Source organism: Lysinibacillus sp. FJAT-14745, assembly GCF_001275675.1.
In the GTDB taxonomy this organism is placed as follows: domain Bacteria; phylum Bacillota; class Bacilli; order Bacillales_A; family Planococcaceae; genus Lysinibacillus.
Window position 1 is genome coordinate 582,934 of record NZ_LITM01000006.1, and the last position, 4,261, is coordinate 587,194.

The window sequence follows — 4,261 nt, forward strand, 5'->3', positions numbered from 1 at the left end:
CCGCAGGAAAGCGAGTAGCCCGTAGCGGAAATCAGCCTCTTTGGATGTATAAAAATGGTTAATCAACACACCTGAACATGTCCGTTTTTACTTCAAAATTAATAAATTTGTAAGGAATGAGTAAGAAAAAAGAGAAAATCGATTCGTACAATTATAACAGTAAATGAAAGGAAAAATTATTGCACAGGAATGAAGTATGAAGACGAAGTGGTTTAGACAACGCCCCCACAAAGCGTCTTCCCGAAGTGTGATGGCAAGTACATATTAAGAGCTATATTTAAACTTAGAATCTGAATAAGGGAGAAGTTGACATGCAATTAGCAAGTATTTTATCTATAACATCAAGTGCACCATTTTTTATAGTTCTATCAATAGTATCGATTGCGATTGGATTATGTCTAATCATTTTTGGTCTTGTAAAGCAAAAAAATCATAACAAGAGTACGCTAGCGACATGTTGTATTGTTTTTGGCTTTTTAATTATTATTACACATACAATTCAAATCATTATGAGAACAATTTAAAATGCTATAACAAAAAATAAAACAGCCGAGCATGCACAATTCACAAATATATTGTGGCAGCCAAGGTATTTAAAATGTTAAGGAAATTACAATATCAAAAAGCCCAATTTCTCAGTATTAAATTGAGAAATTGGACTTTTTTTGTTATTCCTGAAAGCGGCCAATTTTGAAAATCAAAAAAGAAATAAAGAGCTTATTCTCCTTCCACATTAGCACTCGTTACTAAAGAGTCTAGTTCACATGGTGGATCTTTGTGTAAAAAATTAACAATCGACTCATTTACCTTTTTAGCATCCTCAATAAATAAGCAATGACTTGTGTTTGGCAACATCATGGTTTCTATATGGGGAATACTTGCTTTTGCTTGCATTAGAGCCCGTCTGGGATTATAGATGACCTCTTTTTCGCCCATCAATAATAAGGTTGGAATTTGAATGGTCTGCAGTTTCTCTTTTGGAATCACTTTTGGGATGACTGGCTTTACCTGCCATTTGTAATGCAATACCCCGTAAATGAATTGATCAAAGACTTCGTTATCGATGGTATTTCCTTTTGCGATGAACCAATCACAAAAAAATCTCTGGATGAATCCTTTACGTCTTATGGCGTTTATAAAAGCAAGACGAAGGAAAAATTGTTTATGAAACGGAACAAATGAAGCAGCAGGGGCTAAGAGGACTACCTTGCTTATCCTGCTTTGTATGGATGTCGCTATATTCAATGTAATATACCCACCTGCTGAATGTCCGATAATATCTGTTTTTTTAATACCAAAATGATCCAGAATTTCAGCCATCCATTTTCCCATGTCCTCTGGATTGCTAATGGAACGAAGAGGTTCACTTTTGTTTATATCCCCAATTGCATCAACTGCATAGACGCGTCGAATCTTGCTCAACTCACCAATGTTCGCATACCAAATGGTGGATCCCATTCCTGCCCCATGTAACAAAATAACTGGTGGAAGTTCCGTTTCTCCAGTTGCTATGACATGCGTATTTCCGTATGTTGTCGGTATATTCAATATTTCATATGAAACATTCCAACGTTTTAAATTATTGCTATAGGCTTGGTGAAAAAGCTCCTCGCCTTATGGTGTTTTGAATGCCATCTTATCCACTCCATCATATCAAAGTATTAGAACACTCTATTAAAGATTATCGTTCTGGAAAGCAGAGAGTTTTGAGCATGTTCCTGAACCCTTGAAAACTTCTACTATTTCTACACCATAAAGGGAAAGTAATAAAGTAGGCATAGCACCTATATAGAATACATTCTTCAATTCTTCCTCGATATTTCCATTTAAGGAAATGGAGCTAGGATTGTATATAAAAATAATTAGGAATGGACAGTCTGCTTCATTGCTATATTGCTAGTCGGCGATGTCAAGAGGTGTCTGACGATGCGACAGTTTTCCTAGTGTGGTATGGAGATAGAGAAATTGAAGTAATTCGTATACGCCTTAATGGGAATAGTATGCGAGCTATTGGCAAGTACGTGAAACAATATTTTGGTTCAAATGATGAATTATTCGAAAAGATACTTTTTAATATTCCTTGACGGGAATATTCCTCGAGAGTTATATTATGATTAACAGGATATTTAGACCTGTGCTGATGTAGATGATATTATACCGGCGACCATCATTTTACGAGGTGAGCGACATGTCAGGGAAAAATCCAGGAGTAAACATAACGACGTTAAGCGCTTTGTCTGAACCAAATCGTTTGAATATAGTCGAACTCCTGCGCCAGGGTCCTCTAACCGTGGGTGAAATTGCCGACCAACTGGGATTGAGGCAGCCCCAAACTTCAAAGCATCTAAAAGTACTTAGCGACACCGGGATTGTGGAAGTGCAGGCTGAAGCTAACCGTCGAATCTACAAGTTGCGGCCCGAGCCATTCCATGCGCTGGATTGTTGGATACAGTCCTTCCAGAGTGTAATGCAAGAAAGATTCGATAATTTAGATGAATATTTGAAGGAATTGCAGAAAAAAGAAAAATCATAAACCATTTCATCATCAAGGAGGAATTACAATGTCAAACAATTCAATGGTAGCAAGAGTAGAAAACGATCGTGTACTTATATTGGAGCGTGTTTTCGATGCTCCACGAGATTTATTATTCGAGATGTTCAAAGAGCCAGAGCATCTGAAACGTTGGTGGGGGCCGAGAGGATGGGAAATTCCAGTCTGCACCGTTGATTTCCGTCCGGGAGGCGTTTGGCACTACTGTATGAAGTGCGTTGATGAAAACCAAGGTGACTTTTTTGGTATGGAATCGTGGGGAAAAGGGGTTTATAAGGAGATTATCGAGCCTGAGAAGATCAGCTATACCGATTACTTTTCGGATGCTGAAGGAATTTCGAATGACGCTATGCCATCGACCGAGATTACATTGGAATTCATCGATATGGGTGGAAAGACGAAGTTGATAAACCGTGCAGAATATGTGTCTGCAGAAGCTCTTAAGACCGTAATGGATATGGGTATGGAACAAGGTATCACAGAAACATGGGACCGTTTGAATGAGCAAGTGCAGTCGCTAAAATAATAGTAAAACTTCTTTAGATATGTAAAATTTAAGAATATTTTAGGGAGTGTAAAAATTAATGATTAATAAAGTCGGTCAAATCATGTTGTATGTTAATAACCAAAATGAAGCAAAAGAGTTTTGGACAGAAAAAGTAGGGTTTAGTGTAATTTCAGAGGAAGATAACGGCCAAGGAATGAAATGGATTGAAATTGCTCCAACGAAAGAAGCAGGGACAAGAATTATTCTCCACAACAAGGAATTAATTGCTAAAATGCAACCTGAACTGAATCTTGGTACACCTTCTTTGATGTTTTTCTCGGAAGATATCGACAAATTATATAATGACTTATTAAACAAAAACGTTACTGTTGGAGAAATTATAAATATGCCTTCAGGTAGGGTCTTTAATTTTGCAGATAATGAAAATAATTATTATGCAGTAATGGAATCAAAATAAATTATTAATCAATTTATGAGTGCGATGCTGGAATAAAAGCATCGTACTTTTCTGTGTAGATGGATGTATTGATAACGGATAGATTTGGAAAGTTAAAACAGGCGATTGATCACTATATTCATCTTTATAATCACTAGAGGAAACGATTAAGCGGCTTGAGCCCGTTAAGAAATCAGGGTTCAAGCCGCTTAATAAATATTTATGTTGTCTACAGGGGGCAGTTCATCAAGGGTTTCGTATACGGAGCGCCTTATGGTGTAAATGCTACTTATTTAAGTGAAAGCCTTCCTGACTCATATTAGAGGGACCGCTGTAGGAGCGGCTTATAATACGGGAAGAATAGGTGCAGCTATAGCTCCTATCCTTATTGGAATTATCGCTACTACACAATCAATTGGATTTGGACTAGCTGTGTTAGGTATTTCTTATGCATTCATGGGGTTAATTCCTGCACTATTTATTAAAGAGAAAATGGATGATACTTTTGAAAACGATACAAAAGGAGAAATATTAGAGAAAGAAGGGGAGGTAGGAAATGAACGGGTTCTTGTAAAGGAGGTTCTAGTGCAAAAACCTTAAAATAAGAGATAAATAGATCGCAAAGCTTTTTTAAAGCTTTGCGGTCTATTTATGTTTCAAAGCCCCGTGGCCTAACAGTCGAAAGAATAGTAAGCCCGTAATCAAATAACGCATATAAACAACCTGGCACCTCCGGTACGATAGATGTATCTATCTAAGGAGGAGC

At 37.2% G+C, this 4,261-nt stretch carries 6 protein-coding genes; 5 read left to right on the top strand and 1 reads right to left on the bottom strand.

Annotation, left to right across the window (positions count from 1 at the left end; genetic code table 11):
* The first annotated feature begins 311 nt into the window (after positions 1 to 311).
* Positions 312 to 524 carry a hypothetical protein gene (locus AMS59_RS12905; protein WP_053484128.1) on the top strand — a complete coding sequence of 71 codons (213 nt, stop codon included), beginning with the start codon at positions 312 to 314 and terminating at the stop codon, positions 522 to 524.
* Positions 525 to 717: 193 nt separating this feature from the next.
* Here AMS59_RS12905 and AMS59_RS12910 read toward each other — a convergent pair whose 3' ends face one another.
* On the bottom strand, positions 718 to 1,548 hold the full coding sequence (locus AMS59_RS12910) for an alpha/beta fold hydrolase (RefSeq protein ID WP_199777743.1): 831 nt from the start codon (positions 1,546 to 1,548) through the stop codon (positions 718 to 720).
* Between the two features lie 640 nt (positions 1,549 to 2,188).
* On the opposite strand from AMS59_RS12910, the gene AMS59_RS12920 reads away from it, so the two are divergent.
* The 4 genes from AMS59_RS12920 to AMS59_RS12935 all read left to right on the top strand — a co-directional run bounded on the left by AMS59_RS12920 (position 2,189) and on the right by AMS59_RS12935 (position 4,095).
* The gene (locus AMS59_RS12920; protein ID WP_053484131.1) at positions 2,189 to 2,533 is read left to right on the top strand and encodes a metalloregulator ArsR/SmtB family transcription factor; all 345 of its coding nucleotides are present in this window, start codon (positions 2,189 to 2,191) and stop codon (positions 2,531 to 2,533) included.
* A 28-nt stretch (positions 2,534 to 2,561) separates the two neighbouring features.
* Complete coding sequence (locus AMS59_RS12925) at positions 2,562 to 3,077, top strand: SRPBCC domain-containing protein (protein WP_053484132.1); 516 nt, start codon at positions 2,562 to 2,564, stop codon at positions 3,075 to 3,077.
* Positions 3,078 to 3,135: 58 nt separating this feature from the next.
* Positions 3,136 to 3,516: a VOC family protein gene (locus AMS59_RS12930; protein ID WP_053484133.1), complete on the top strand. Its 381-nt coding sequence runs from the start codon at positions 3,136 to 3,138 to the stop codon at positions 3,514 to 3,516.
* 276 nt (positions 3,517 to 3,792) lie between these two features.
* The gene (locus AMS59_RS12935) at positions 3,793 to 4,095 is read left to right on the top strand and encodes a hypothetical protein (protein ID WP_053484134.1); all 303 of its coding nucleotides are present in this window, start codon (positions 3,793 to 3,795) and stop codon (positions 4,093 to 4,095) included.
* Positions 4,096 to 4,261: the final 166 nt, after the last annotated feature.

Excerpts from the sequence above, each read along its gene's own strand:
- AMS59_RS12905 (WP_053484128.1), top strand. The coding sequence starts at position 312 with ATGCAATTAGCAAGTATTTTATCTATAACATCAAGTGCACCATTTTTT.
- AMS59_RS12920 (WP_053484131.1), top strand. The coding sequence starts at position 2,189 with ATGTCAGGGAAAAATCCAGGAGTAAACATAACGACGTTAAGCGCTTTG.
- AMS59_RS12925 (WP_053484132.1), top strand. The coding sequence starts at position 2,562 with ATGTCAAACAATTCAATGGTAGCAAGAGTAGAAAACGATCGTGTACTT.
- AMS59_RS12930 (WP_053484133.1), top strand. The coding sequence starts at position 3,136 with ATGATTAATAAAGTCGGTCAAATCATGTTGTATGTTAATAACCAAAAT.